Raw genomic sequence first — 26,273 nt, forward strand, 5'->3', positions numbered from 1 at the left:
GGTGCGCCGAGTTTTGCGCCGAAGGCGGCGGGCAGGCCGTAGCCGAGTGTGCCGTAACCGGTGGAGGAGTTGAAGAAGGAACGCACCTGCGGCGCCTGGTAGAACTGGTTGACGGCATAGACCGGCTCGGTCTGGTCGCCCGCCACGGTGGCGTCGGGCAGAGCTTTGGTGATGACCTCCATCAGCCTGCCATGGGTGCGGCAGGCGGGCCACAGGCCGGCGGCCACTTTTTCGCGCACCGCTTTGGCGCGGGATGCGCCGTCACCGGTTTTACGGGTTTCGCCGAGCGCGGCGCTGAGGCTTGTCGCGGCGAGTCTCGCGTCGGCGGCGATCGGCACGTCGCAGCGCAGCCCGGTGACGATCTGCGCCGGGTCGATATCGATGCGGATCAGCGGGCCGCCGAAGGAAAGCGGTTTTGGCTCGGGATACATTTCCGTCTCGCCGAACTCGGTGCCGATGGCGAGGATCGCGTCGCTTGTCGCAAGTTCGTCGAGCAGCGGTTGCATGCTGAGATTGCCGGTCATGATGCGCGGGTCGCCGGGTTTCAGGATGCCGCGGCCGTTGATCGTCATGAAGACCGGCGCGTCGAGCTTTTCAGCAATCGCAGCGATTTCGGCCGCCGCATCGGCAGCACCGCCGCCGGCGATGATCAGCGGGCGTTTGGCCGCCTTGAGGATCGTCGCCGCCTTGGCGATGCCGGCGGGATCGGCCGCGGCACGGCCGGGCAGCGGCCAGGCGTCCGTCGAAAGATGCCCGGCCTGCGCGACGATGACGTCGAGCGGGATTTCGATATGGACGGGGCGCGGGCGGGCCGAATTGAACACGGTGAAGGCGCGCGCCATCACTTCAGGCAGCTGCGCGGGATCGAGCAGCGTGTGGCTGAAGGCACTGACGCCGGCCACCAGGTTGCGCTGCGAGGGCAGTTCGTGCAGGCGGCCCTGGCCCATGGCGAGCTCGTTGCGGGCATTGACCGCGGAGATGACCAGCATCGGCACCGAATCCGCATAGGCCTGGCCCATGGCGGTGGCGATGTTGGTCATGCCGGGGCCGGTAACGATGAAGCAGACACCCGGCTTGCCGGTCACGCGCGCATAGCCGTCGGCCATGAAGCCCGCACCCTGTTCGTGGCGCGGCGTGACGTGGCGGATCTTCGTGGCCGGCAGGCCGCGATAGAGTTCGACCGTATGCACCCCCGGAATGCCGAAGATCAGCTCGACGCCGTAGGATTCCAGGAGACGGACGAGGTATTCGCCGGTGGTAAGACGGGTGTCTGCCATGATGTTATCGCCTCTTGACGCCCGGGAGGACGCAAAGCATTTCAAAGAGAAGGTTCGCCGCCGTGATCGCCGTGTTGCCGGACGGATCGTAGGGCGGAGAGACTTCGACGAGGTCGCAGCCGACGATGTTCAGACCCCAGCAGCCGCGGATGATTTCCAGCGCCTGGATGGTGTTGAGGCCGGCGATCTCCGGCGTGCCGGTGCCGGGCGCAATCGACGGGTCGAGGCTGTCGATGTCGAAGGTGAGGTATACCGGCCGGTCGCCCATCTGCGCGCGGACTTCCTCCATCAGCGGCGTCAGCGACTTGTGCCAGCACTCTTCCACCTGCACGACGCGGAAACCCTGCTCGCGCGGCCAGTCGAAATCGTCGGCGGCATAGCCCGTGCCGCGCACGCCGATCTGGATGCAGCGTTTTGTGTCGAGCACGCCGGCCTCGACCGCCCGGCGGAACGGCGTGCCATGGGCGATCGGCTCGCCGAACATGTGCTCGTTGATGTCGGCATGGGCATCGACATGGATGAGGCCGACGGGACCGTATTTTTCGCCCATGGCGCGCAGGATCGGGTAGCTCAGCGTGTGGTCGCCGCCGAGCGTCAGCGGCTTGCAGCCGTCCTTGATGATCTCGCGATAGGCGTCGGTGATGATATCGACGCATTTCGGCAGGTTGAACGTGTCGATCGCCACGTCGCCGATATCGGCCACCTGCAGGCTGTCGAAGGGGGCGGCGCGGGTCGCCATGTTGTAGGGGCGGATCATGCAGGATTCAGTGCGGATCTGGCGCGGCCCGAAGCGCGTGCCCGGCCGGTTCGACGTGCCGATATCCATCGGAATGCCGACGAAGCAGGCATCGAGCCCCTCGCTGGTCGGCTGCGTCGGCAGGCGCATCATCGTCGCAGGCCCGCCAAAGCGCGGCATCTCGTTGCCGCCAAGCGGCTGGTTGTAGGTTCTGGTCGTCATCTGTTTTCCTCCGGCGGGGCGGTGTTTCATGTCTTTTGCCCCATCCTGAATGGTACTCTACGAGACTTGTCCGAGCGGCTGGAATACCCTTTTCGATTATTCTTCGGCGCGCGGGAGGATGAGGCAGGGCACCGGCGCGTTGTGCACGATCTTGCGGGCATTCGAGCCGAGGAAGACCCGCATCAGCGGCCCCAGCTTGCTGGAACCGAGAACGAGCAGTTCTCCCTCCTCCCAGGCGAGCGACTCGAAAGCCGCCTTCCAGCTCGGGCCGTCGGCGATCTCGGCGGAAAGTCCCGCCTGTCCGGCAAGCAGGGTGGTTTGCGCATCCCGTGCCTGCTCGCGCAGCACGTTGGAGACGAAATGTTCCGCGTCGTAGCCGGCACCCGTTGGGTACATTTGCTTGTCGCGCACCACGAAGGTCACGAGGCGAAGCGGCACCGAATATTCCTGTGCGAGTGCTGCACTGCGGGCGACGATACCAGGCGCGGAAGACGAACCGGAATAGGCGGCGCTGAGTCGGCGAATACGGCTCTCGGGACCGGCCGAATAGCCATGCGGCGCCACCGCGATCGGCAGATGCGCGGAGCGCAAAAGCTCCGTCGTCACGCCGCCCTCGCCGAAGCGGCCGAACGGGGCCTCGCGCGCCGAACCGAGCACAAGGCAATCGGCTCCGATCTCGGAGGCGGTCCTGATGAGGCCTTCGCGGGCCGATGAGGCGGAAACGGCGAGGAACTCCGCGGTCACGTCGTCGGGAAGCAATGCCTTCGCCTCGGCCTGCACCGCGGCGGTGTGCCGGGCAAGGAAGCTGCCATATTCGCCATCGACGCGCGCCGGCGAGGGATAGCCCCAGGTATCGGGTGTCACCGTGCAGGCGACGAGCGAAGCCTTGCAGGACCGGGCGAGTACCGCGCCGAGCGCCAGCGCCTCCTGCCCGCCCTGGTCGGCGGAAAGACCGACAAGGATCTTCATTCTGCCGCCTCGCCGAGACCTTCCGGTTTTTCGAGCCGCGAGTTGCGGGCGGAGTAACCGAAATAGACGAGTGCGGCGATCGCCACCCAGACGCCGGTAATGGCATAGACCATCCAGCTGAGCTTGAAGATCAGGTACAGGCAGGCGACGATGCTGAGCACCGGCAGGACCGGGCCGAAGGGCACGCGGTAGCCGCGCGGCATGTCGGGCTGCGTATAGCGCAGGATCAGCACGCCGGCCGAGACCACGGAGAAGGCGGTCAGCGTGCCCATGCTCGTCAAGTCCCAGAGCAGGCCCGAGGGCACGAAGGCGGCGATCAGCGACACGAAGACCGCGACGATGATGGTGCAGGCGACCGGCGTCATGCTGCGCGGATCGACCCTGTGGAAGATCGACGGCAGCAGGCCGTCGCGCGACACCGCAAAGAGGATGCGCGACTGGCCATAGAGCACGATGAGCGTGACCGAGAAGATCGAGATCACCGCGCCGGCGGCCAGCAGGTTCGCCGGCCAGGCGGCACCCGTCAGGTTCTGCAGGATCGTGGCAAGGCCCGCCTCCTGCCCGTCGAAGGCGCCCGCCGGCTGCACGCCGAGGGCGGCCAGCGCCACCAGCACGTAGAAGCCGGTGACGATGACGAGCGCCGATATGATGGCGATCGGCAGGTTGCGCCGTGGATTGACCACCTCCTCGCCCGCCGTCGAGACGGCATCGAGGCCGACGAAGGTGAAGAAGATCGAGGCCGCCGCCGCCTGCACGCCGCCAAAACCGCTCTCGTTGAAGAAGGGCATGAAATTCGCGCTGTTGAAGGCGCTGCCGGCGATCACGATGAAGAGGGTCAGCACGGCGAGCTTGACCATCACCATGATGGCATTGGCGCGGGCCGATTCCTTGGCGCCGCGCAAAAGCAGGATGCAGCAGAGCATGACAAGGATGACGGCCGGCAGGTTGATGAGGCCGGAGCCTTCCGCGAAGAAGGCCATGGCAAAGGGATGGTCACCATCGACGACGGTGATCGGCCCCTTGATCATCCAGCCTGGCAGCACGATGCCGGTGATGTTGAAGAGCAGTTTTTCGACATATTCGGCCCAGCCGACCGCCACCGCTGCGGCGGAGATGCCGTATTCCAGCACGAGGCAGGCGGCGACGAAGAAGGCGATGCCCTCGCCAAGCGTCGCATAGGCATAGGAGTAGGAAGAGCCCGAGACCGGGATCATCGAACTCATCTCGGCATAGCAGAGCGCCGACAGGCCCGCCGCGACCGCCGCGATGATGAAGGAGAGCATGACCGCAGGGCCGGCCACCGGCACCTGCTCGCTCAGCACGAAGAAGATACCCGTACCGATCGTCGCCCCCACGCCGAACATGATCAGCTGGAACAGCGTGATCGAGCGTCCGAGATGGCCGTGCCCGTCGCCGGCACCCGACGCGTCCGCCAAGAGCCGGTCGACCGGCTTCTTGCGTGTGATTTGTTCCAGGATAGTTGACGCCATCGTTCCCCCCGATGTCTCCCCATATGCAATCACTGTAGCGTCGGGTTCGGCAAAGGTGCTGCCGTATTTCTGTCATTTTCCGACACTTGCTGCTGAGCACGGCACCCTTCTCGAAAGTTCTTGTCGCAAGGGCCAAGGGGGGACCGGGAAGGGCGAAACGGTGACCAGGAGGCCAACTTGACAGGGTCGGGACAAACGTATCCTTATGGTTCGAGGCTGTCGGGCCACGCTCATCGGGAGACGCATGGCCCGTCCATGCAGCAGGGGGCGAGTGAATGAAAGATGAAGACGGGTCGATCCGGCTCGATCAGATCGATCTGCGTATTCTGGCATGTCTTCAGGCCAATGCGCGCATGACGAACCAGGAACTGGCCGATGCCGTGGGCCTTTCGCCCAGCCCCTGCCTGCAGCGGGTGAAGCGGCTCGAAAAGGCCGGCGTCATCACCAACTACCATGCCATTATCGACCTCGCGAAGGTCTGCCGCCATGTGGACGTCATCGCCGCGGTGACGCTCAACAGCCACGGGCTTGAGGATTTCGAGATCTTCGAAACGATGGTCGAAGAGATGCGCTACGTGGTGGAATGCACCAAGGTCAGCGGGCCGATCGATTATCTCGTGCGCTTCGTCTGCCCGGATATCGCCTCCTACCAGATGCTGTCGGACGAGCTTTTGCGGCTCGGCCCCAAGATCGGCAATCTTTCGAGCTACATCGTGCTCAAGTCGAGCAAGCCCTATCGGGGCGTGGCCTTCGACGATCTCGTCTCCCCGACGCCGCGCGGCGTGCCGACCCGGCCCGCCGTCCGCACCGGCAAATAGCTTCCATAGAGATACATCATGTCAGGCACCTTTTCCGACGCAAACGCTATGCCCGCCTCCGCCGGCCGGCGGGATAATTCCCGCTTCATGATCGCCGGCATCCAGATGTCGGTGCCGATCACCGGCCGCAACATCGCGGCCATGACGATCCAGGTGGAAAAGACCATGGCGCTCTATCCGGGCACCGACATGATCGTCTTTTCCGAGCTTGCCATGCATGGTCCGCTGCATGCCTGCGCGGCGGCGGATCCGCTGGCCGACGAGGCCGTCTTCCAGGCGCTCGCCGCAAAACACCGCGTCTGGATCATTCCCGGCACATACTTCGTGCACCGGGAGGGCAGGACCTACAATCATTCGGTCGTCATCAATCCGGACGGCGAGATCGTCGGGCGCTACGACAAGATGTTCCCCTTCATGCCTTTCGAGGCGGGTGTCACCGGCGGCACCGACTTCCTGATTTTTGACGTGCCGGATGTCGGCCGCTTCGGCCTTTCCATCTGCTACGACATCTGGGTTCCGGAGACGACGCGCACGCTGACCTCGGCGGGCGTCGAGGTGCTCATTCACCCCGTGCTGACCGGCACGACGGACCGCAAGGCGGAACTCGCCATCGTCCAGGCGACGGCGGTGATGTTCTCCTGCTACGTCGTCGACGTGAACGGGCTCGATGCCGGCGGCGTCGGCCGTTCACTGGTCGCCGATCCGACCGGCAATGTCGTGCACCAGTGTGGTCAGGTCACGGAAATCTTCCCCATCAACATCGACCTCGGCCTCGTGCGCCAGGTGCGCGCCGAAGGCGCCAACGGCCTCGGCCAGGTGCTGAAATCCTACCGCGACCGCAACGTCGCCTTCACGACTTACGAGAATGGCGGGGCATCGACCTATCTCGACAGCCTCGGGCCGCTGGTTCCCATGCCGAAGCGGCGCTGATCAGGTCCAGGCGTAGCGCACGATGTGAAAGAAGACCGGGGCTGCGAAGACGAGGCTGTCGGCACGGTCGAGCATGCCACCATGGCCCTCGATCATGTGGCCCCAGTCCTTCACGCCGCGATCGCGCTTGATCGCCGAAGCGACCAGGCCGCCGAAGAAGCCCATGATGCAGGCAAGGCCTGCCAGCACGCCGGCTTCGTAGGGCGAGAAGGGTGTCAGCCAGTAGAGCCCGGCCCCAAACAGCGAGGCGCTGGCTATGCCGCCGATCAGGCCTTCCCAGGTCTTCGACGGCGAAATGCTCGGCGCGACCTTGTGCCGGCCGAAGAGTTTTCCGAAAATGTATTGCAGCACGTCGCTGCCCTGCACAGTGGCGATGAGGAAGGCGATCAGCAGCAGGCCGCGTCCCTCGTTGCCCGGAATGGGCAGGGTCACAAGTGCCGGCACGTGGCTGATACAATAGACCGAGAGCATGATGCCCCATTGCTGCTCGCTGACCCGTTCGAGGAAACGGGATGTATCACCTCGAATTGCCGTCAGCGCCGGCATGGCGAGGAAGCAGTAGACGGGAATGAAGATCGAATAGAGCCCGTACCAGTCGATCCAGATCAGGTAGTACTGCACCGGTATGATGATCAGGAACATGCCGAGCAGCGTCCAGCGGTCGGCATGGCGGGTGTTGGTCAGCGTCACATATTCGCGAAGCGCCGCAAAGGAAACGAAGGCGAACAGCAGGATCACGCCGCCCGTGCCGAACAGGAAGGCGACGCTGATGCCCGTCACCATGATCCACCAGGCCTTGATGCGCGCATTGAGATTTTCGAGCGTCGACGGCAGCGGTTTCGGGCTGCGATAGGAAAGCGCGCCGGCCACGACGCTTGCCGTAACCAGCACGGCAACGAGGCCGAAAAAGAGGCGTGTGGTATCGTCGATCATCAGCGGTTTCCATCCTTTTGCGGCGAAAGCGCCAAAAGTGCCTGTCGGGCCCTGTCGAGAAAAGCCTTGCGCTCCTCCTCGGCCTCCAGCACGATCGGCGCGCCAAAAACCACGCGGCAGAGCAACGGCACGGGCAGTACCGCTCCCTTGGGCAGCACGCGCGACATGTTCTCGATCCAGCAGGGCACAAGTTCGACATCCGGCCGGGCGGCCGCGAGATTGTAGAGGCCTGAGCGGAAGCGCAGCAGCGGCTCTTCGGTCATGTTGCGCGTGCCCTCCGGAAAGAAGATCAAGGATTCGCCCGCTTCGAGCGCCGAGAGCATGACCTGCAAAGGATCGGCCGTGCGCTCGACCCAGTTGCGCTCGACGAGCACCGTGCGCAGCAGCTTTCCGGAAATGAAACGGCGGACGGAATCCGCGTTCCAATAGTCGGCGCCCGCGACGGCGGCGGTGCGGCTGCGCTCGGCCGGATGCAGGCAGGTCGAGATCAGGATGAAATCACCATGGCTTGCATGATTGGCAAAATAGATGCGCTGCCGGCCGTTCGGTGCTGCGCCCGCCCAGATCGGCCTGACGCCGGTGACGGCGCGGGAAAGGCCCGCAAGTGCTGCGCCGGACACTTTTTGCAGGAGGGACGCTCCACCACCCGTCATGCGCCGCCTCCATCCATCGCGTCGAGGAGAAGGATGGCATAGAGCACCACACCGATGGCGAGCGATGCGCGCTGGAACCAGACAAGCCGGCGGCATCCCTGAAGACGCTCCGCCAGCGATCGCGGCGTGTGGTCCCTCGCCCGGAGCCCCGTGCGAGACAAGACATCATCGATGGCAGAGAGACCTGCCTCTTCCGTGTCATGGGACGCGGCAAGCTGGAAGAGTGCTGCGTCAAACAGCAGATGGACCGAGACGGCAAGCGGCAACAGGCAGAAGGCCAGCAGCAGCCACCAGCCGAGCGGTGCGGTAAAGCCATGCACGCCCGCCGTTGGCGGGGCGATCGCGAGGATCAGCAGAGCCAGCGCGCCGCCGATCAGGCCGTTCCGCCGCAGGCGGCGACCGGCGTCGCCTGCAACCCCCTTCCAGTCCGTCACCGCGCGGCCTCCTCGATAAGGGCATAGGCGTTAAATGGAAGATGAACCGGTCGGCCCTTCGCCTTGACCTGCGCCACGGCCGCGGCCGCATTGGTGGCGTGGCCCGACCGCATCAGCCAGCAGCTTGCAACGGCGGCGCTCCGTTGGAAGCCGAGCGCGCAACTGACGAGAACGGGGCCGTGCCGCCGCGCCTCCTCGACCGCCATCGCCGCTTCACGAATGCGCGGCGCGGAGGCAGAAAGCAGATCAAGGACGGGAAAGGCGTGCCAGGCGAGGCCAGGCACGTTATGTCCCGGAAATTCCGCCGACAGGTCGATCACCGCGACATAGGTCGAAAGGCCCCCACGGGATGGATAGCGACCGAGGAAGACGCCGTCCGCCACCTCCACTGCCGGTGGAAGCTTCCGGGTCCACCACAGGATGTTCAGCCGCGCGCCAAGGCGGTAGGGTGCAAGCAGCCATCGGCTGGCAAGGCTGACGCGTCCATCCGCCTGTTTCTGGAAAACGGCCGTCCCTGCCCCGGCATAGCTGAGTGCCACGATGGCAAGCGCCAGGCTCGGCCAAAGCAGAAGCAGCCCCGCCCCGGAATCCAACGTCGCGAGGATGGTCAGGATGAGGAACACCACAGCACCGGCGGTGTAGTAGGTCGCGAGCCGCCACGCCTTCGCATCGTTCGTCCTTTGGAAGCCGGCAAGCGGTGATGGTTTGCCCGCCGGAAAAAGCCAGAGCGCGAAGAGGCCGAGCAAGGCGCCGGTCGGGATGTCGATGACGTGATGCTGCCATGTCGTCAGCACGGAAAGGCCGATCAGCAGGCACCAGACATGCCAGACGGCAAGCCCGATCCCGCGCAGCCGCCCGCGCCAATGATCCCAGATGATGACGAGCAGCGCGATATGCAGCGACGGTGCCTGGTTGAACGGCTTGTCGAAACCGCCAAGCACGTCGAACATGAAGCCGGGCAGGCCGTCCGTCTCCGGCCGCACGAAAATGGCCTGCAAGGGCAGGACAATGAAGCAGACGACGGCGACGACCTGTGCCGTAAGATAGCGCCGTGCCAGCCGGCCCACCTCATCCGGCGTGTCGTTGACGAAGAGCGAGAGCGCATAGAAGGCGTTGATCGACCAATAGGGGATGATCGTCCAGGCGATGAAGGGAATGTTTGTTTCCCAGCCGAAAGCGAGGTTCGGCACCCCTGTCCGTAAGGAAGCAAGCCAGTTCGCGGTGCCGTAGGTCAAGTAGAAGAACGGCGCCAGGACGGCAAGCCAGAGTGCCGCCGCGCGAAAGACCGCGCGGCGATCGGTGACAAGAACCGGTACGATGCCCTCCCCCATGCCGGCCTCAGAGACGTTCGGCCAGCGAGACGGTGAAGATGCCCCACTTGTCGATGCGCTGCTCGATCTTGCGGAAGCCGGCGGCGGCAACGAGCTGGTCCATTTCCTGCTGGGTACGCCGGCGCATGATCCAGGCCTCGCCGCCACGGTGGGAGGTGAGTGCGCGGGCGATCATTTCGAGCTGCGGATGCCAGGGCTGGCCGGTATAGATCAAAAGCGACCCGGGCTCCACGGCACGCGCAAGGCCGGCAAGCGAGGCCTCGATCATGGCATTGTCCGGGAAGAGTTCGTAGAGGCCGGAGACGATGGCAAGCGTTGGCCGGGGGTCTATCGTCGCCAGCCCTCCCGTATCGAAGGCATCGGCGCGGTGGAAGGCGGCGACACCCTGAAGACCGCGCTCGGCGATCAGCGCCGTGCCCTTCTCCACGTTGATCGGCGAATAGTCCTGCACGCGGATGCTTTCGGGTTTCGCCTCCGATGCCGCCACCGCGTCGAGCACGTAGCGCCCGTGACCGGCTGCGATATCGAGCACACGAAGCGGCTTGCCTTCGGTCTTGAGGCGCGCGAGTGCCTTGCCGATCAGTTCCTCCAGATGGACCTTGCGCTGGCGGATGCCGCGCCAGCCGATGGCATCGATAAACTGCCGGTCGATCAGGCGACCCCCCGGCCCCAGGCCGCGCGGTTCGTTCTCATAAACGTAATCCAGCGTCGAGCCGGAATCGAAACCGGTGCGCACACCGGTGGCGATGCCTTTGGAAAACAGCCCACCAAAGCGGATCGAGGCGCGCGTCATCGCCCAGTAGAGCCCGCGCGGCGACAGAAGCGGCAGCGGCGTCGCCAGCCGGTCGGCCTCGTCGCGGGTGTAGCCGGAAAGATGTGCGCGACGAACATCCGCCACCACCGGCGGCTCGGCAAAACGCGCCGCGATGAAGGCGCGCACCTTCTCCAGGGCTTTCGCCCGGTCCCGCTCGCCGAGCGTGTCGTGGTAGAAGCCGGGCAGCACATGCCGTTCCTTGATCGTGCTGCCGAGATTTTCGAAGAAGCGATGCTGCGGCCCGTGGCGCACGACGAAATCAGCGCCCGAGATGAGGAGTTGCGTCGGCACGGTAATGGCGCGCGCATCGGCGACCACCCGGTCCGCCGCCTCGTAGAGTTCGAGCAGGATATTGGAGGCGATCGGGCGGGTGATCAGCGGGTCGGCCTCGAAAGAGGCGATTCGCGCCGGATCATGCGTCAGGAAGCGTGCCTTGACGTAGGAATTGACGAAGAACGTGCCCTTCAGCTTCTGCCACAGCGCAATGCCCTCCTTTGCGAAGGGCACGTAGAGCTTGACGTCGAACGCGGGTGAGGCCAGCACCAGCGCCCGGATATCCGGCGCATAGTCATGCACCCAGGTTGCGGCCAGCACGGCGCCAACGCTCTGTGCAACGACCGCGACCTGGTCCATCGCGAAGCCGCCGGTCTCGCGAATGTGGCGCACGAAGCAGTCGAGGTCGCGCACCGAATGGGCAAAGGACGGCGAATGGCCGCGCTCGCCGGGCGATCGGCCATGGCCGCGGGCATCCCAGGCGTAGATGGCAAAGTCGTCGAGGCCGAGCTCTTCGGCGATATGGGCCACCCGGCCGCTGTGCTCGTGGCCGCGGTGCAGGAGCACGATTGCACCCTTCGCCGTGCCGGAGCGTGCGGGCCAGGTGCGATAGAAAAGCTCCACGCCATCGTGGCTCGCAAACGCCGATTCGATCATACGGTCCTCACTCCCTTTCAAACCTTGTCCACTCTATACGGATGAGCCCTGCTGTTTGCAGTTGATTTCATAGCGTTGCGTCTGCATTTGTTGAAGGCAATCGAGCGGATTTAAACTTTCATGTCGATCTATAAACTGAAATCGTCCTTCCAGACCCTTCTTCGCCCGCTTGTCGGCCGGCTCGCAGGCCTGGGCGTCACCGCCAACCAGGTGACGCTTATCGCGGCCACAGTCTCGGTTGCGATCGGCGCGCTTCTTGTTCTGCGTCCCGAGCCCGCCCTGTTCGCGCTCGTGCCGATCTGGATGGTCCTGCGCATGGCGTTCAATGCCGTCGATGGCATGCTGGCCCGTGAACATGGCCAGAAGAGCGCGCTTGGCGGCTATCTCAACGAGATCACCGATGTCATCTCCGATGCCGCGCTCTATGTGCCCTTCGCGCTGATCGCCCCCTTTTCGCTGCCATGGCTCTTCGCGATCATCTTCCTTGCCACGCTGACGGAATTTGCCGGCGTGCTGGGCGTCGCGCATGGCAAGGGTCGCAACTACGAGGGGCCGATGGGCAAGAGCGACCGGGCGCTGCTGTTCGGCGCGCTCGGTGCACTGGTCGCCGTCTTCGGTGTCCTGCCGGCATGGACATGGCATATCCAGCCGATGACCTGCGTGCTGCTGGTCTGGACGGTCGTCAACCGCATCAGGGCCGGCCTCGTCGAGGCTTGAGCCTCAGCGCCCGCCGCCGAACCGGCGCGGCGTCGGACGGCCCGTCACCTGATCCCAATGCTCGTCGGCACGCCGCTCGAAGGTCGCCGCATCACGGGCGTCGCTCTGGTAGAAGCTGCCGCGCGAGACATCCGGCGCATAGACCTGTTCGCTCCAGCCGCGTCCGTCGTCATGCGGAAAGGCATAGCCGACATGGCCGAGTGCGGCCGCGCCCTTGTAATGCGCATCGCGCAGGTGCATCGGCACGGCCGACGGCGCCTCGTTTGCCACATGCCCAAGAGCCAGCGAAATGCCACGGCAGGCGGAGTTGGATTTTGGCGCACGGGCGACGTGCAGTGCAGCGTGCGCCAGAATGATCTGCGCCTCCGGATATCCGATCTTTTCCACGGCGTGCAGCGCGGCGACGGCGGTCTGCAAAGCCGTGTTGTCGGCAAGGCCGACATCTTCCGAGGCGTGAATCATGATGCGCCGCGCGATGTAGCGTGGATCTTCGCCGCCATGGATCAGCCGGGCGAGCCAGTAGAGCGTGGCATCAGGATCGGAGCCGCGCATCGACTTCACGAAGGCCGAGACGACGTCGTAATGCGCATCGCCGGACCGGTCGTGATTGACGGGAGCGGCCGCATAGGCCTCCTCGACCATGGCCTCGGTTATGACGACCGGCTTGTCCGGCACATGCCCAACCGCAAGGCCCTCCAGCACGGTCAGCGCGCGCCGCGCATCGCCGCCGGAACGGCCTGCGATACGGCGCAATTGAGCAGGCTCAAGCCGGACGTCCAGGCCGCGCGCCGCCAGATGGGCAAGGCCGCGCTGCACCACTTCCTCCATCTCCTCGAGGGTAAGCGGCTCGAGTTTCAAGATGGTCGAACGGGATATGAGAGCGGGCGTCAGCGTGTGATAGGGGTTGCCGGTCGTCGCGCCGATAAAGTCGGCGACGCCCTCCTCGCAGAGCGCCAGAAGGTGGTCCTGTTGTGTGGCGCTGAAGCGATGCACCTCGTCTGCGAAAAGCAGCGTCGGCCGCATGCGCGCCTCATCAGCGATCTTGCGAATATCGGCAACATTGTTGTGTGCGGCATGCAGCGGCCGAAAACTCTTTCCGAGCATGTTGCCGATGGCGCGCGCGATCGACGTCTTCCCCAGACCCGGCGGGCCGTAGAGGATGATGCTACCGAGCCGGCCGGCGGCGATGCGCCGGCGCAGCATCGTACCCTCGCCGATGATCTTCTCCTGGCCGATCACATCGTCCAGCGTGGCCGGTCGCAGTTCGGCGGCAAGCGGCATCGAGCCTGTGCGCGGTGCGGCATCGAAAAGATCGGTCATGGGATCCTCGTCGAAAGGTTCTGTCCGTCCGACGAGGCCAGGCGTCAACAAAAACGCCTGCCCCGGTCGAATGACGTTCGTCTATCGGCCGGAGCAGGCGGGGTCAAAGGCAATCGTCAGGGATTGCTGTCAGTGCAGCCCGAAGAGGTTCAGCAGCTCTTCGCGGTGGCGAACGAATTGCGGCGAACTCCGGTCGCGCGGGCGCGGCAGATCGATCTCGATCAACCGCGGCGCGGCGTTCTTCTCGCGCGGCAGGATGAGAATGCGGTCGGCGAGATAGATCGCCTCTTCCAGATCGTGTGTAACGAGAATGGTCGTCACGTCCTCGTCACGCCAGATGCGCGTCAGTTCCTGCTGCATGCTGATCTTGGTCATCGCGTCGAGCGCGCCCAGCGGCTCGTCGAGCAGCAGGATTTCCGGCTGGACGGCAAGGGCGCGGGCAATGCCGACGCGCTGCGCCATGCCGCCGGAGAGTTGGCGCGGGTATGCGGTCTCGAAGGCCTGGAGCCCGACAAGATGCACGTAGCGCCGGGCCCGGTTGCGCGCCTCTTCCCGGCTGACGCCGCCACGGGTATCGAGACCGAAGGCGACGTTGTCGAGTACGGTCAGCCAGGGCAGCAGGCGCGGTTCCTGGAAGATGACGGCGCGCTCGGCCCCCATGCCTTTAACCGCCTTGCCGTCGATCAGCACCTCGCCGTTGTCGGCCTCGTCGAGACCGGCAAGAATGCGCAGCAGCGTCGTCTTGCCGGAGCCGCTGGCGCCGACGATGGCGAGGCTTTCACCGGAGCGGATCTGCAGGTTGACATCGCTGAGAACCGGCAGCGGGCGCCCGTTCAGGGTGAAGGATTTGGAGAGGTGACGGATCGTCACCTCCCCGCGCACAGTCTGTTGAGCAAGGCTCATGATCGTGCCTCAGTTTGTTGCGGCGTCGGGAGAGTAAAGCACGTCCTTGGCCGCAAGCTGGCCTTCCTTCAGCTTGCCCTCGCGGACCAGCACGTCGATCCAGAACTGCACGTCCCGCTCGACCGGAAGACCGCCGGCGCGCACGCCGTAACCACGGAAATATTGCGCGATTTCAGGGTTTTCGCCGCGTTCTCCCAAGGCTTTTGCGAAGATCTTGCGGGTTTCTTCAGGGTGCTCGCGGGCATAGTCGAGGGCGCGCGCGGACTGCTCCACGAAGATCTTGGCAGCCTCCGGATGCGCCTTGATGAAGTCGCGCCGCAACACAATGAAGCCGCCGGCGATTTCGCCGAGCACCTGCGTATCGCCGAAGACCGCGCGCAGGCCGCCGGTCTTTCTAGCCGCCCCCTCGAACGTCGTCTGCCAATAGCCGAAGGCGGAAATATCCACCTGGCCGGACCGCAGGACCTGCTCGAGTTGCGGCCCAGGCACGACGATCTGGTTGGCTGCATCGGTGGGCAGGCCGACCGAATGCAGCGCCTCGCGGATGGTATAATCGAGATGGGCGCCGAGCGTATTCACGGCGATGCTCTTGCCGGCAATGTCCTTGATGTCCTTGATCGGGCTGTCTTCCAGGACGTAGAAAATCGATTCTACCTCCTTGTTGATGCCGTTTGAAGGATAGGCAGCGACGAAATCGTTGCCGCCAACAATGGAATTCAACACCGCCGCGGTTGCGGCGCTGCCGAGTTCCACGTCACCCGAGGCAAGCGCAATCAGCGAAGCCGGGCCGCCCGTGGCATAACCGACGTTTTCGATCGAGATGCCGGTTCCGTCGAAATAGCCAAGTTCGGCGGCGAGTTCATGGGCGGAGAGACCGCCCTGGCTGGCGAGATAGCGGAACTTGACGTCTTCCGCCGAGGCGGCGCCGGCAAGGCCGATAAAGAGGGCTGCGGAGAGGAGAAGCTTGCGGGAATGGAAGGCCATGGACGTGTCCTTTCGGAAAGAAAAAATGGGGATCAGGCGTTGGGCTGCGCCCAGCGGCAGAGTTTTCGCTGGAGAAGAACCAGCACCGCATTGGCAAGCAGACCGAGCAGCGCCAGCAGCAGGATGGCTGCGAACATCAGAGGAATCTGGAAATTGTACTGGGCATTCATCACCTGAAAGCCGATGCCCTTGTTGGCGCCGATCATCTCGGCGGCAATGAGCAGCAGCAGGGCCGTGGTTGCCGAAAGCCGCAAGCCGACGAAGATCGCCGGAACCGAGGCCGGAAGCACGACGCGACGGAAGATTGCGAGGCGTCCCGCACCGTAGGTTCGCGCCATCTCGATGAGTTTGGTATCGACTTCCTTCACGCCGCCGATCGTCGAAAGCAGGATCGGAAAAAGCGTCGCCCAGAAGATGACGAAGACTTTCGAGGTTTCGCCAAGGCCGAGCAGCAGGATGAAGATCGGGTAGAGCGCAAGCGCGGAGGTCTGGCGGAAAAACTGTAGCAACGGATCGAGCGCCTGCTCGACGACCCGCGCCTGCCCCATGACGAGGCCGAGCGGAATGCCGATAACCACGGCGGCGGCAAAGGCGATGCCGGCGCGCTGGAGGCTGATGGCGATATCATCCAGCAACGCCCCGCTCGAAAGGCTGCCCCAAAGAGCAGACAGGATAAGGTCGAGCGGCGGGAAGACGGACGGATTGACCCAACCCTGCGTGCTCGAAACCTGCCAGAGCGCCAGGAAGGCCAACACCAGTCCGTAACGGGCAAAGAATGCCGGTAACAGGGCATTCAACCGAGTGATGAGAGCCGGTGTCGCGCGTGGGCCGTTGGTCAGGCGGAAGTCTGCGCCGAGGGTGGAGTTGACGTTTTCGTAGGACATGGCGCTCTCCTTACTCGGCAGCCTGGGCCGTGGCGCGCGCGCCGGCCCAGCGGTTGATGGGGAACGGCAGGCCGAGATTTTCACGCAGCGTCCGGCCCTCATAGGCAGTGCGGAACAGGCCGCGGCGCTGAAGTTCCGGCACGATCAGCTCGACGAAATCCACGAGCCCTGTCGGCAGCCATGGCGGCAGGATGTTGAAGCCGTCGGCGGCCTCGTTCTCGAACCATTCCTGCAGGGTATCGACGATCGTTTCCGGCGTGCCGACGATGGTGAAATGCCCACGCGCGGTGGCGATCCACTGATAGAGCTGGCGAATGGAGAAATTGTTCTCGTCGGCAATCTGGCGGATCAGCGCCTGCCGGCTCTTCATGCCCTCGGTCGGTGGCGCGGGTGGCAACGGTCCATCGACATCATAGCCGCGCAAATCGAGCGTGCCGCCGGTGAGGCCGTTCAGCAGGCCGATGCCGTCTTCTTCTACGATGAGTGCGGTCAAACGTTCGTATTTTTCCCGCGCCTCGGCTTCAGTGCGGCCGACGAAGGGTGCCACACCCGGCATGACGAGAATATGGTCCGGACTGCGGCCGAGGCCACGGGCACGCGCCTTGATATCGCGGTAGAATTCCTGCGCCGTCTCGATGTGCTGATGTGCGGTGAAGATCACCTCGGCGGTGGCAGCGGCAAGTTCGCGTCCGTCTTCCGACTGGCCGGCCTGCACGATTACCGGATGGCCTTGCGGCGAGCGGGGAACGTTGAGCGGCCCGCGCACCTGGAAATGTTCACCGCGATGTTCGCTCTCATGCAGCTTGTCCTGATCGTAGAAGACGCCGCTCTCCTTGTCGCGAATGAAGGCGTCATCCTCGAAGCTGTCCCAGAGCTTCTTGACCACATCGACATGCTCGGCGGCGCGCCGATACCGCGCGGCATGGGGAAGCTGGGTGTCGCGGTTGAAGTTCTGTGCGGTCGGGTCGCCGGTCGTGGTGACGACGTTCCAGCCGGCCCTGCCGCCGGAGAGGAGGTCCAGCGAAGCGAATTTGCGCGCCGTGTTGTAAGGCTCCTCGTACGTCGTCGACGCCGTGGCGATGAAGCCGATGTTCGTGGTCAAGGGGGCGAGCGCGGAGAACAGCGTCACAGGCTCGAAGCCTGCGATGCGCGCATTGCCGCCTTCCCGCGCCCCTCCAAAGCCGATGGCGAGGTTGTCTGCAAGGAAGTAGGCGTCGAACAGGCCGCGTTCGGCCGTCTCGGCGAGCTGCCTGTGGAACGCGAAACTCGTTGCGCCGTCGACCGGCTGGTCCGGGTGCCGCCACGAAGCGACGTGCTGTCCCCCGCCGGGAAGGAAGGCGCCAAGTCTGATCTTGCGTGTCATCTTGTTTCCTTTCGAAGACGGCCGCGTGGCCGCAGGTTCTCGATCCCGCCAGCTGCGGGTTGGGGCATTGCAGAATGGGTGATGCCTGCGGCGGGTGGCCGCTTAGCCGTTACCGGGGCACGGCGTGATAGCGGCCGTCCTGATAGAGCAGCGAATGGCCGGCACCGATGCGGATCGCCAGAACCCTGCCGATGACGATGACGTGGCTGTGCCGCTCGATGGCTTCCTCGACGGTACAATCGATCGCCGCGACGGCATCGACGAGCAGCGGCGCGCCGCTGACGGCCGTGGTCCATTCGGCACCCCGATAGCGGTCCGGCCCACGAAGGCCGCCGCGTCCGGCGAACTGGTCGGCGAGCGCTTCATGGCTGGCGCCGACGATGTTGACGCCGAGGTGGCCGTAGCGCTCGACGACGGGCCAGGTGGACGAGGTACGATTGAGGGAGACGAGCATGCGCGCCGGCTCCATGGACAGGGCCGTCGCGGAGGTGACGGTCGCGCCCGTGCGGCTTTCGCCCTCGCCTGCCGTGATGATGCTGACGCCGCCGCCCAGCGTGCGCAGCGCCGCCTTCAGGTGATCGGCATCCGCCGGGTGATCGAGCACCGCCGTATCACGGACGTTGAAGAGAGTGTTTTCGGCATGCGCATTCATCGTTCCCGCTCCGCTTGAGACTTCGGATGTTCATAGGGATAACAAACGAAAACGAGAGGTAGCAGGCACGGATTTCTGAAATTGACTATTTTTATAGAAAATATGCATATCAGTCAGAAGGCCCGCCGACTTTCCCTGCCGGCGGGCCTGTTCGCAGGGAGAATGCGACGAAATCTCAGACGCGCCTGCGCCGCGCCGCCATCGCCGTCACCTCGACCTTCATGCCGGGATCGGCAAGGGCCGCGACGCCGACGGCGCAGCGAACCGGATAGGGCTTCTTGAAGTAGGCGCAGTAGACTTCGTTGAAGGCCGGACGCTCGGCCATGTCGGTGAGATAGATCGTCAGGTGCATTACGTCGGCAAGGCTGCTACCGGCCTTTTCCAACGAGGTCTTCAGGCTTTCCAGCGTCGCGATGCTCTGGGTCTTGATGTCCCCGGTTTCCAGCGAGCCGTCCGCTGCGAGTGGAGTATGCGTGGTGACGAGCAGGTTGCCGAGGCCGGCAACATCGGAGGAAATCTCGCCCTCGTCGGTATCCTCGATGAAGAAGGGTGCGTCGTAGTCAGCCATGGCCGATTCTCCTTTGGATCGTTTCGTCCAAGCACCACCGGCTTTGCCAGCCGCCGTCAACCAGAAATGACAGGATCGAGCCCGAGTGGGTCGGCGACACGGGGCCAGATATCGAGGCGCGCCTTGCGGTAGGGCGTCGTCGCCGGGTCCGTCGGATAGGAGGTCGGTGCCGCGATATAGACGATATCCGAGGAGACCGGCTGAAACCCGGCGTGGAAATGGTTGGTCGATTTCACCAGCAGGAAGGCTTTTTCCGTAAAATCGATGCCCTGGTTGGAAAAGATATCTGGCTCGTAGGTCTGGGTGCGGCTGGTGATCAGCACGATGTCGATCGTCGTGCCGACCGGCCGGACGACTGCGGTGCTGCCCAGCGTCACCCGGCTGTTGCGAAAGCTCTGCCAGCCGGCATCGAATACGCGCCGCACCGTCACCCGAAGATCGAGTGGCGCACCGCCTTCGGGGCCTGATTTTCCGCCGAAGCGCAGCGCAAGCTCCGCCCCCTCCCCTGCGGCATGGCAGAAGGACACGGCGATCGGATCCCAGATCGTCGCCACCGCGACGTCTTCGAAGCCGCGTTCAAGCATCCGGCGCAGGATATGCGTCGCGTCGCCCGCCACGCCTCCACCGGGATTGTCCCAGACATCGGCGATGACGACAGGCTTTTTCGGCTGCTCGGCGCGAATTGCCAGCGCCTTGCCGAGACCGGCCTCGGTATCCAGCATCGGCATGGCGGTCTGTTTGCGAAGGCGATAAAGCTCGCGGCCGAGCGCCTGCGCAAGCGCATCGCCCTTCGCCTTGTCACCATCCGTGACGACAACGATGCGCGTGCCCATCTCCGGCACGTCGCCGGCCATGAAACCGTGGATGACGGAAATCGACAGGATGCCGTCCTTGCCCTCCATCGCCTTCAGCCGGTCGACAAAGGAGCGCATGGGTTCACGGCTTGTCGGGTAGATGGTGATCATGCGGCAGTCGAAGGTCGAAATGGCCGGCTTAATCTCCCCGTTCAACGCGCGCAGCGCCAGATCGACGACATGATCGCCGCGCTCCTCGAAGTCGGTGTGCGGGAATTCGAGGAAGGCGGCTAGGATATCCAGATTGGCGACGCGCCTGGCGGTGAGGTGGCTGTGCGGATCGAATTCGACGGCGATCAGCACGTCCGGGCCGACACGGCCACGAACGCGCTCCAGAAAATCCCCCTCCGGGTCGTCATAGCCCTGCGCAACCATCGCGCCATGCAGGCCAAGCACGACAGCGTCGACCGGCATGGCGGCGTCGAGTTCGCCAAGAATCTGGTCGCGCAACGTCTCATAGGTCTTGCGCTGAATGAGTCCGGCGGGTTCCGCCCAGCAGGAAGTCCCTTCGATGACGGTAAAACCCTCCGCCCGTCCGCGATGACGTAGAATCGGCACCACGGAGGAGCACAGCGTCGGCGTATCCGGATGCTCGCCCGGCCCCGCATAGAACGCCGCCTTGAAGGCGTTCATATCGGTGGGCACGGGCGAAAACGTGTTGGTTTCCGTCGCAAGGGAGGCCGTAAAAATGCGCATGCCGTTCATCCGTGGATTTATGAGTCTTCGTGAAGGCTTGTAAATAGTTTTCACAGAAAAGGCATTTTTCTCAGATATGTCAATTATAGGCGAAGAATTTCGATAATTTCTGAAATTATATTACCATACGGTGCCACGTGCAGCCACATCCTCCACCCGTGTCACGATCCCGTCGCGATGGAAAACCATGCGGTCGAACAGGTTGCTGACGACGCAGGTATGGTTGGGCACGACCCGCACCACGCTGCCGATGGCGGGGAAACGATCCCAGCATTCGCCGATATCGACGACCGCGTGTTCTTCCGACAGGGAGACGATGCGCGCTGCCTCAAAACCTTCGATTTCGCCATAGTCGCTGAAACCGAGCAGGTCCGAGGTGAGCGCCTTCGAGCCGGCGTCCAGCACGGCGCGGTCCTCAGTCGGGCGCGAGACCACGGTGGCAAGGATGTGCATGGCGAGATCCGCCCGCGTGCAATGGCCGGCGCGCACCATGCTGCGGTCGTTATAGACATAGGTGCCGGCGCGGTGCTCGGTCGCCGAGGGTACGAGGTGGGCCTGATACAGATCGGGTGAACCACCGCTCGAGCGGATCGGGCAATCGATGCCCTTCTTCGCAAGCATTGCCATCGTCGCGGCCAGGAAAGCCTCGACCGCCTGGGCGCCAGCCGGTGCGGGATAGGTGAGGATGCCACCGAACCGAAGCGCCGGCGATGCCGTTATCCGTTCGGCCAGATGCGCCGCCGCCTCCGGCGTCTGCACGCCACAGCGCTTGCCGCCCGTATCGCATTCGACAAGCACCGTCAGCGGGTGCGCGACCTCGAAGGCCGAGGCCAGCCCCGCGACCGTCGTCTCGCTGTCGGCCACCACGCTCAAACGCGGCATGCGGTCGTGCAGGGCACGCAGACGCTGCAGTTTTGCGGCGCCGAGGATATTGTAGGTGATCAGGATATCCTCGAAGCCGGCGTCGGCGAAGACCTCCGCCTCGCTCACCTTCTGGCAATTGATCCCGATGGCCCCGGCCGTACGTTGCGCCTCGGCGACGGCGACGATCTTGTGCGTCTTGATATGCGGCCTGAATGCCTTCCCATGCGCGTCGAAATAGGCCTGCGCCCGGTGGATGTTCGCAGCGAGCCGGTCCTCGTCCACGACGGGCATGGGGGTTGCGATCTGATCGAGCGGCGTGCCGGCGGCCGGCCAGGGAGACGTCATGGGAACCTGCGGATTTTCGGCGCCGATCGGTCGAGGGCGCCCGTTGAAGCTGCCCGCCACTATGGTACGAAAGGGCGAGAGAAGAAATCGGTTTTCACGGAGCGCGTCCCTCACGGCATGCGACGCGCAGGAGTTTGAATGGATCTGTTCCACGCCCTTTCGGACGAAGAGGGCACGTTTTCGGCCCGGGAGAAGACGCTTGCCCGCCTCGTGCTGGAGGATATCGATTTCGTCGTCAACGCATCGATCAACGCGCTTGCCGAACGTGCCGGGGTTTCGCCGCCAACGGTAACGCGGTTCTGCCGCAGGCTCGGCTGCCAGGGTTTTCCGGACTTCAAGGTACAACTCGCCAAGATGCCCTATGTCGGTTTGCGTTATCTGAAACCGGACGTGCCCACACAGACGCCGGCGGAAGTAGCGGAGGACATCGTCTCCACGGCGCAGAACGCCCTATCCCAGCTTCATCGCCAACTCGATCTCGCAGCGATCGGCAAGGCGGCTGAGATGCTGCGTGGCGCAGGCTTCATCCATGCCTTCGGTGCGAGCGGAAATTCCGCGATGATCGCCAACGAACTGCACAACCGGCTCTTCCGGCTCGGCTGCCGCATCCATACGTCCAACGATCACAACATGAACATGATGCTCTCTGCCGCCGCGGAGCCCGGCACGGTCGTGTTCGCATCTTCTTTCAGCGGTCGCGACCCGGCCCTGGTGCGCTGTCTCGAGTTGCTGCGCCAGCGCGCCATCCCAAGCATCGTCTTGACACAGAGCAATTCACCGGTCGCGCAGCTCGCCGATATCGTGATCCCCATCGACCTGCCGGAAGGCAAGAACATCTTTCGCCCGACCTCGACGCGCTACGCCTATCTTGCCGTGATCGACATGCTCGCCAATCTCGTCGCCTATGCCGACCGCGACCGGGCGACGAGAAGCCTGCGCAGCATCAAGGAGGAACTGGTCCGCCGCCGCGACGGCGACGACCGACAGGCGCTCGGCGACTAGCGGCGGCGGGGAAAGTGCCGTTCCGGGCCTCCCGGTCCGGGATTAGTGCTTTGTCTCCTGCAGGATGTTCCCGCCATCCACAACCAGCACGGCGCCGTTGATGTAGCTCGCTTTCGGCGAAGCGAGGAAGGCGACCGCGGCGGCCACTTCGTCCGGCCGGCCGGCGCGGCCGCAGGGCGTGGCTCGCGCGGCACGGCGTTCCTCTTCCGTGGAGGCGCCGGTTTCGATCCAGCCGGGCGCCACTGCATTGATGGTGACGCCGCGCGGGCCGGCTTCGAGCGCCAGCGCATGCGTCATGCCGACCATGCCGGCCTTGGCGGCGGAATAGGCGGTCTCGCCGGGGTTGGCGACATAAGGCCCGGTCACCGATGCGACATTGACGACCCGGCCATAGCCGTCCGCCAGCATGTCCGGCAGGTAGATGCGGGTGGCGAGGAAGGCCGTCTTGAGGGTGACTGAAATGCCGCGGTCCCAGTCCTCTTCCTCCAGGTCCACGAAATGCCGCTGGAGCGCCGGCTGGGCGAGGCTGCCCATGCCGGCATTGTTGACGAGCACGGCGGCCGGCCCGGTCACCTGCCGGAGTTTTTCGACGGCGGCTTTGGAGGTGAGGTCACAGAGATGGCCCGTGGCCGAGAAACCCGCGGCTCGCAATTCTTCGGCACGGGCGAGAATACGGTCGCTGGTCGCGACGAGATGAACCGAAAATCCCTCTTCAGCAAGGCTTTTTGCGCAGGCAAAGCCGATGCCGTCCTTGGCCCCTGCCCCTGTGATGATCGCCGTCTTGCGCTGCATAACCGTTTCCTCAATAGCCTGCCGTCACGCCGAAATCGACCGATAGAGCGGCGCCGGTGATCGGTGCCGCGTCCGGTTCGCAGAGGAAGGCCACCATGCGGGCGATTTCCTCCGGCTTGATGAAGCGCGCCGCCGCTTTCTGGGGGTAATTGGACAACAGTTTCGCCTTGTAGCCATCCGGATCGCCGTCGCCATAACGGTCGGCCTGGAACTCGATCATCGGCGTCGCGACATCGCCCGGGCAGACGGCATTGACGCGGATCTGGCGCGGGGCCAGTTCCAGCGCCAAAGCCTTGGTGAGCAGCACGAGCCCGCCCTTCGAGGCGCAGTAGATGGCCGCGCCATTGTTGCCGACGAGGCCGGCGTCCGAGGCGATATTGACGATCGAGGCGCCGGCGCCGAGATGCGGAATGGCGGCCTGGATGAGAAAGAACGCCCCCTTGAGGTTGACGTCCATGACGATGTCCCAATCCGCCTCGGTCATCGTCACGGAATCGCCTTCGCGCCAGACGCCGGCGGAATTGACGACCACGTCGAGGCGGCCGTGCCGACCGATCACAGCTTCGACTGCAGATGCGCAGGAAGCGACCTTGCGCATGTCGAGCGGTACGGCGAGTGCATCGCCGCCCTCGGCCGCGAGCCTTTCCACCGTTGCGGTCAGGCGCTCCGATTCAAGGTCGGCGATGGCGACGGCATAGCCGTCGGCGGACAGCCGTGCGGCGATCGCCGCTCCCATGCCGCCGGCCCCGCCGGCAATGAGTGCTACTCTTCGGGTGGCCTGATCGGTCATGTCTGCCTCTGCTGGATTGGGTGCCGGCCGCTACTTGCGGGTCAGGCTGAAGGAAAAATGGCTGCCGCGATGATAATCGATCGCATAATTGACCGGCTCGCCGGCCGCGTTGAAACAGACCTCGGTGATCAACAGCGCCGGGCCGAAATCCCGCAGTCCATGGCGTTCGACCACGTCTTCCGGCAACAGGACGGAGGAGACGCTCGCCGCCGACATGCGCGGGCGGTTGCCGTATTCCTCCAGAAGGTTCAGGAGCGAACCGCTCCAGTCGATGTCGTAAAGCCGGCCCGGAATGATGCCGCGCGGCAGGTAGTCAACGCAGTAGAGGATCGGCTCATCCTCATGCAGACGGATGCGCTCGATGCGGATGACGCGGTCGGCCGGGCCAAGGCGCAGGCTCTCGGCAACGCGCGTGTCCGGCGTCTCTTCCGAGATCGACAGAACCTTGTTGACCGGGTGATAGCCGTATTGCCGCGTCATGTCGGTGACGCTCTCGAAGACGGTGATCGGCCGGTCAACCTGGACGGCGGAGAGCGCCGAGACGAAGCGTCCGCGGCCATGCTCCACATAGATCACGTCGTCCTGTTCGAGCAGTTTTAGCGCCTCGCGCAGTGCCGGCCGGGAAATCTTGAACCGCTGGGTGAGCTGCGCCTCCGTCGGAAGCTTGTCGCCCGGCCGCAGCCCCTCGTCACGGATGAGATCGGCAATCCGGTCCCGTAGTTGGACGGCGAGGGTGCGCGAATCGCGAAGGGGCTCGTCCACCGAAATGCCTCTGTGTTCATTGGTCTCACCTGCTTTCTTGTCTGACAAATTTTGAGCGGTCAAGTGTGGGCAGACGCGGCGTAACCTTGTGCAATATGTTACGCTTAGGCGTCCCCTGAAATTTCGACCCTGCCGTCTTGACAGGCAAATGCCGTGATGTCAGTTGTCAGACAACATTGAGATCATCCTCATCGGGGCAGGACCATGCTGAATTTTGACGAACCGAGATTTCTCCGCATCCAGTCTGGCGCAGTCGGCCTGCAGAAACGACTGGAAAGCGTGATCGGCTCCTGCCTCGCGGCGGGCGCCGAAAACATCTTCTTCCTCGGCACCGGCGGCGCGGCGATCCTGATGCAACCGGCGGCGCAATTGCTGCAACGCCGCTCGCGCTTCCCGGCCTTCATCGACATGCCGGCGGAACTCGTGCTCACCGGCTCGGCCAATCTGACCGAAAAGTCGATCGTCGTCATGCCCTCCCTCTCCGGCACGACGAAGGAGAGCGTGGCGCTGCTCGACAAGCTCAAGGCGATCGGCGCGACGGTCATCACGCTGGTCGGTCACGCGGAAACGCCGCTCGGCAAGGGCGGCGACCATGTCTTCGTCAACTTCGCAGAGGACGATACGTCCTGCGAGTCCTTCTATCTCCAGTCGCTCTTCGTCGCGCTCGCGATCCTGAAACATCGCGGCGAAATCGAAAACCATGACGCGATGGTCGCCGAACTCGCCCGCATGCCGGAACTGCTGCTGGAGGTGAAGCGCGCCTATGAACCGAAGGCGAAGGCATTCGCTGCGGTGCTGGCCGGCTCCGACTACCATATTGTCACCGGCGCCGGAAACGTCTGGCCGGAAGCCTTCTACTACGGCATGTGCATCCTCGAAGAGATGCAGTGGATCCGCACCCGCCCTGTCCATGCCTCCGACTTCTTCCACGGCACCCTGGAACTGGTGGAAAAGGGCGTGAGCGTCATCCTCTTCAAGGGCGAAGACGCGTTGCGCCCGCTCGCCGACCGCGTCCAGGCTTTCGTGCCGAGCTACACGGACAAGCTGACGGTGCTCGACACCGCCGACTTCGACCTGCCGGGCATTTCGCCGGAGGTGCGGGCGCTGGTCTCACCGGTGCTGTTGGCGACCGTTCTGGAGCGCATCAGCGCGTATCTCGAGGTCATGCGCAACCATCCGCTGACGACGCGGCGCTACTACAAGCGCGTCGCCTATTGAAATCAGCGGCTTGACGTCCCCT

26 protein-coding genes are annotated in these 26,273 nt (G+C 64.3%); 5 read left to right on the top strand and 21 right to left on the bottom strand.

Annotated features, from left to right (window positions below):
- The 4 genes from ACT6VE_RS08935 to ACT6VE_RS08950 form a co-directional block, all read right to left on the bottom strand.
- Window positions 1-1,277 (bottom strand): 5-guanidino-2-oxopentanoate decarboxylase (locus ACT6VE_RS08935; protein ID WP_444798267.1); only part of this gene is annotated, 1,277 nt, incomplete at its 3' end.
- Between the two features lie 4 nt (window positions 1,278-1,281).
- On the bottom strand, window positions 1,282-2,235 hold the full coding sequence (gene speB / locus ACT6VE_RS08940; protein WP_444783514.1) for an agmatinase: 954 nt from the start codon (window positions 2,233-2,235) through the stop codon (window positions 1,282-1,284).
- Between the two features lie 96 nt (window positions 2,236-2,331).
- On the bottom strand, window positions 2,332-3,204 hold the full coding sequence (locus tag ACT6VE_RS08945) for a universal stress protein (RefSeq protein ID WP_444798268.1): 873 nt from the start codon (window positions 3,202-3,204) through the stop codon (window positions 2,332-2,334).
- Window positions 3,201-4,694 (bottom strand): APC family permease, encoded by a 1,494-nt coding sequence (locus tag ACT6VE_RS08950; RefSeq protein WP_444798269.1) that lies wholly within the window; start codon window positions 4,692-4,694, stop codon window positions 3,201-3,203. Before ACT6VE_RS08950 ends, ACT6VE_RS08945 begins: the two co-directional genes overlap by 4 nt.
- 275 nt (window positions 4,695-4,969) lie before the next feature.
- Here ACT6VE_RS08950 and ACT6VE_RS08955 point away from each other — a divergent pair, with 275 nt between their 5' ends.
- Window positions 4,970-5,512, top strand: a complete 543-nt coding sequence (locus tag ACT6VE_RS08955; RefSeq protein ID WP_069063019.1) for an Lrp/AsnC family transcriptional regulator — start codon at window positions 4,970-4,972, stop codon at window positions 5,510-5,512.
- 18 nt (window positions 5,513-5,530) lie between these two features.
- Entirely contained in the window at window positions 5,531-6,442 is a 912-nt protein-coding gene (locus ACT6VE_RS08960; protein ID WP_444798270.1) for a carbon-nitrogen hydrolase family protein, read from the top strand.
- Here ACT6VE_RS08960 and ACT6VE_RS08965 read toward each other — a convergent pair whose 3' ends face one another.
- From ACT6VE_RS08965 to ACT6VE_RS08985, 5 genes are read right to left on the bottom strand one after another with little or no spacing between them, the layout of a single operon-like run.
- Window positions 6,443-7,375, bottom strand: a complete 933-nt coding sequence (locus ACT6VE_RS08965; RefSeq protein WP_444798271.1) for a phosphatidate cytidylyltransferase — start codon at window positions 7,373-7,375, stop codon at window positions 6,443-6,445. It lies immediately after the preceding gene.
- Window positions 7,375-8,028, bottom strand: a complete 654-nt coding sequence (locus ACT6VE_RS08970; protein WP_444798272.1) for a lysophospholipid acyltransferase family protein — start codon at window positions 8,026-8,028, stop codon at window positions 7,375-7,377. Before ACT6VE_RS08970 ends, ACT6VE_RS08965 begins: the two co-directional genes overlap by 1 nt.
- Window positions 8,025-8,462, bottom strand: a complete 438-nt coding sequence (locus ACT6VE_RS08975; protein WP_069063016.1) for a hypothetical protein — start codon at window positions 8,460-8,462, stop codon at window positions 8,025-8,027. The genes ACT6VE_RS08970 and ACT6VE_RS08975 overlap by 4 nt, the downstream gene beginning before the upstream one ends.
- Window positions 8,459-9,793, bottom strand: a complete 1,335-nt coding sequence (locus ACT6VE_RS08980) for a phosphatase PAP2/dual specificity phosphatase family protein (RefSeq protein WP_444798273.1) — start codon at window positions 9,791-9,793, stop codon at window positions 8,459-8,461. Before ACT6VE_RS08980 ends, ACT6VE_RS08975 begins: the two co-directional genes overlap by 4 nt.
- 7 nt (window positions 9,794-9,800) lie before the next feature.
- Window positions 9,801-11,537 carry a bifunctional alpha/beta hydrolase/class I SAM-dependent methyltransferase gene (locus ACT6VE_RS08985; protein ID WP_444798274.1) on the bottom strand — a complete coding sequence of 579 codons (1,737 nt, stop codon included), beginning with the start codon at window positions 11,535-11,537 and terminating at the stop codon, window positions 9,801-9,803.
- Between the two features lie 120 nt (window positions 11,538-11,657).
- Between ACT6VE_RS08985 and ACT6VE_RS08990 the strand changes: the two genes are divergently transcribed.
- Window positions 11,658-12,254: a CDP-alcohol phosphatidyltransferase family protein gene (locus ACT6VE_RS08990; RefSeq protein ID WP_069063013.1), complete on the top strand. Its 597-nt coding sequence runs from the start codon at window positions 11,658-11,660 to the stop codon at window positions 12,252-12,254.
- Between the two features lie 3 nt (window positions 12,255-12,257).
- Here ACT6VE_RS08990 and ACT6VE_RS08995 read toward each other — a convergent pair whose 3' ends face one another.
- From ACT6VE_RS08995 to ACT6VE_RS09035, 9 genes are all read right to left on the bottom strand, one after another.
- Entirely contained in the window at window positions 12,258-13,574 is a 1,317-nt protein-coding gene (locus ACT6VE_RS08995; RefSeq protein WP_444798275.1) for a replication-associated recombination protein A, read from the bottom strand.
- A gap of 129 nt (window positions 13,575-13,703) precedes the next feature.
- Window positions 13,704-14,477 (bottom strand): ABC transporter ATP-binding protein, encoded by a 774-nt coding sequence (locus ACT6VE_RS09000; RefSeq protein ID WP_444798276.1) that lies wholly within the window; start codon window positions 14,475-14,477, stop codon window positions 13,704-13,706.
- Window positions 14,478-14,486: 9 nt separating this feature from the next.
- Complete coding sequence (locus ACT6VE_RS09005; RefSeq protein WP_444798277.1) at window positions 14,487-15,461, bottom strand: ABC transporter substrate-binding protein; 975 nt, start codon at window positions 15,459-15,461, stop codon at window positions 14,487-14,489.
- A gap of 32 nt (window positions 15,462-15,493) precedes the next feature.
- Window positions 15,494-16,345 (bottom strand): ABC transporter permease, encoded by an 852-nt coding sequence (locus ACT6VE_RS09010; RefSeq protein WP_444798278.1) that lies wholly within the window; start codon window positions 16,343-16,345, stop codon window positions 15,494-15,496.
- A gap of 10 nt (window positions 16,346-16,355) precedes the next feature.
- Window positions 16,356-17,708 carry an LLM class flavin-dependent oxidoreductase gene (locus ACT6VE_RS09015; protein WP_444798279.1) on the bottom strand — a complete coding sequence of 451 codons (1,353 nt, stop codon included), beginning with the start codon at window positions 17,706-17,708 and terminating at the stop codon, window positions 16,356-16,358.
- Window positions 17,709-17,817: 109 nt separating this feature from the next.
- Window positions 17,818-18,360 (bottom strand): flavin reductase family protein, encoded by a 543-nt coding sequence (locus ACT6VE_RS09020; protein ID WP_444798280.1) that lies wholly within the window; start codon window positions 18,358-18,360, stop codon window positions 17,818-17,820.
- Window positions 18,361-18,535: 175 nt separating this feature from the next.
- Window positions 18,536-18,928 (bottom strand): RidA family protein, encoded by a 393-nt coding sequence (locus ACT6VE_RS09025; RefSeq protein WP_444798281.1) that lies wholly within the window; start codon window positions 18,926-18,928, stop codon window positions 18,536-18,538.
- A gap of 56 nt (window positions 18,929-18,984) precedes the next feature.
- Window positions 18,985-20,478 (bottom strand): M81 family metallopeptidase, encoded by a 1,494-nt coding sequence (locus ACT6VE_RS09030; protein ID WP_444798282.1) that lies wholly within the window; start codon window positions 20,476-20,478, stop codon window positions 18,985-18,987.
- 120 nt (window positions 20,479-20,598) lie between these two features.
- Window positions 20,599-21,687, bottom strand: coding sequence for a D-TA family PLP-dependent enzyme (locus ACT6VE_RS09035; protein WP_444798283.1), 1,089 nt, complete (start codon window positions 21,685-21,687; stop codon window positions 20,599-20,601).
- Window positions 21,688-21,825: 138 nt separating this feature from the next.
- On the opposite strand from ACT6VE_RS09035, the gene ACT6VE_RS09040 reads away from it, so the two are divergent.
- A complete protein-coding gene (locus tag ACT6VE_RS09040; protein WP_444798284.1) occupies window positions 21,826-22,689 on the top strand; it encodes a MurR/RpiR family transcriptional regulator in 864 nt (287 codons plus the stop codon).
- A 42-nt stretch (window positions 22,690-22,731) separates the two neighbouring features.
- Here the strand turns inward: ACT6VE_RS09040 and ACT6VE_RS09045 are convergent, their stop codons facing one another.
- From ACT6VE_RS09045 to ACT6VE_RS09055, 3 genes are read right to left on the bottom strand one after another with little or no spacing between them, the layout of a single operon-like run.
- Window positions 22,732-23,481, bottom strand: coding sequence for an SDR family NAD(P)-dependent oxidoreductase (locus tag ACT6VE_RS09045; RefSeq protein WP_444798285.1), 750 nt, complete (start codon window positions 23,479-23,481; stop codon window positions 22,732-22,734).
- Window positions 23,482-23,491: 10 nt separating this feature from the next.
- Window positions 23,492-24,271 carry an SDR family NAD(P)-dependent oxidoreductase gene (locus ACT6VE_RS09050; RefSeq protein WP_444798286.1) on the bottom strand — a complete coding sequence of 260 codons (780 nt, stop codon included), beginning with the start codon at window positions 24,269-24,271 and terminating at the stop codon, window positions 23,492-23,494.
- A 30-nt stretch (window positions 24,272-24,301) separates the two neighbouring features.
- Window positions 24,302-25,033 (bottom strand): GntR family transcriptional regulator, encoded by a 732-nt coding sequence (locus ACT6VE_RS09055; RefSeq protein WP_444798287.1) that lies wholly within the window; start codon window positions 25,031-25,033, stop codon window positions 24,302-24,304.
- A gap of 204 nt (window positions 25,034-25,237) precedes the next feature.
- Here ACT6VE_RS09055 and ACT6VE_RS09060 point away from each other — a divergent pair, with 204 nt between their 5' ends.
- Entirely contained in the window at window positions 25,238-26,251 is a 1,014-nt protein-coding gene (locus tag ACT6VE_RS09060) for an SIS domain-containing protein (protein ID WP_444798288.1), read from the top strand.
- The last annotated feature ends 22 nt before the right edge of the window (window positions 26,252-26,273 follow it).

It is taken from the genome of Shinella sp. (assembly GCF_052438155.1).
Lineage (GTDB): Bacteria > Pseudomonadota > Alphaproteobacteria > Rhizobiales > Rhizobiaceae > Shinella.